The organism is Chryseobacterium sp. MIQD13 (assembly GCF_050496705.1).
Classification (GTDB): Bacteria; Bacteroidota; Bacteroidia; order Flavobacteriales; family Weeksellaceae; genus Chryseobacterium.
The window spans coordinates 1-741 of sequence record NZ_JBNWAF010000012.1 but is presented as its reverse complement, the minus strand read 5'-3'; the positions used below and the strand labels follow the sequence as shown (position 1 = coordinate 741).

The window sequence follows — 741 nt, the reverse complement described above, 5'->3', positions numbered from 1 at the left end:
ATCCAGTACCCAGGATTTTCTAAGCCAGGTTACCACAACAATAGATCAGCAATATCTTATTACCGGAAGCAGCATCCAGCCAGATGGAGGTTCACCTGCAGGTTCTAATCTGCGGTCTGCAAGCTCCAAACAAAATAACGGTTACGATTTTCATGTTGTAAAATTGAACCAGCAGGGAGAAGAAATCTGGGAAAAATATTTCTCAGGACAGAATCATGATTATCTATCCGCAACTGTATCCACTCAGGAAGGCGGTTTCCTTCTGGCTGGAACAAGCTATTCTTCAAAAGGACTGGATAAGAAAGAAGATTCGAAAGGAGGTTCTGATATCTGGTTAATCAGATTGAATGAATTTGGAGACGAACTTTGGCAGAAAACTTTAGGATCAGCATCAGATGAAGAAGCCAGATCCGTAATTCAGAGTACAGATTTAGGTTTTTTTGTTGCCGGAAACGTTCAGAACTCTAAAAAAGGGTATGGCTCCAAAGATGTCCTGATTATTAAACTGGATAAGGACGGAAAAGAACTTTCTCAGATCGTTTTAGGCGGAAAAGGCTTGGACGAGGCAGAGAAAATAATTCCTACCAAAGATGGTGGTGCCTTGTTAGGGATCTATTCAAGAAGCAATGCCGGCGGATCAAAGAAGACAGAAAACTATGGTGAAGGAGATTACTGGATCATCAAGCTTAACAAGGATGGAAAAACAGAATGGGAAAAGAACTTTGGGGGAAAGTCTGATGA

General features: G+C 41.3%; 1 pseudogene. It reads left to right on the top strand.

Going from position 1 to position 741, the window contains the following annotated elements:
- Window positions 1-741, top strand: a pseudogene (locus ACQWU4_RS19565) (T9SS type A sorting domain-containing protein); the annotation flags it as partial.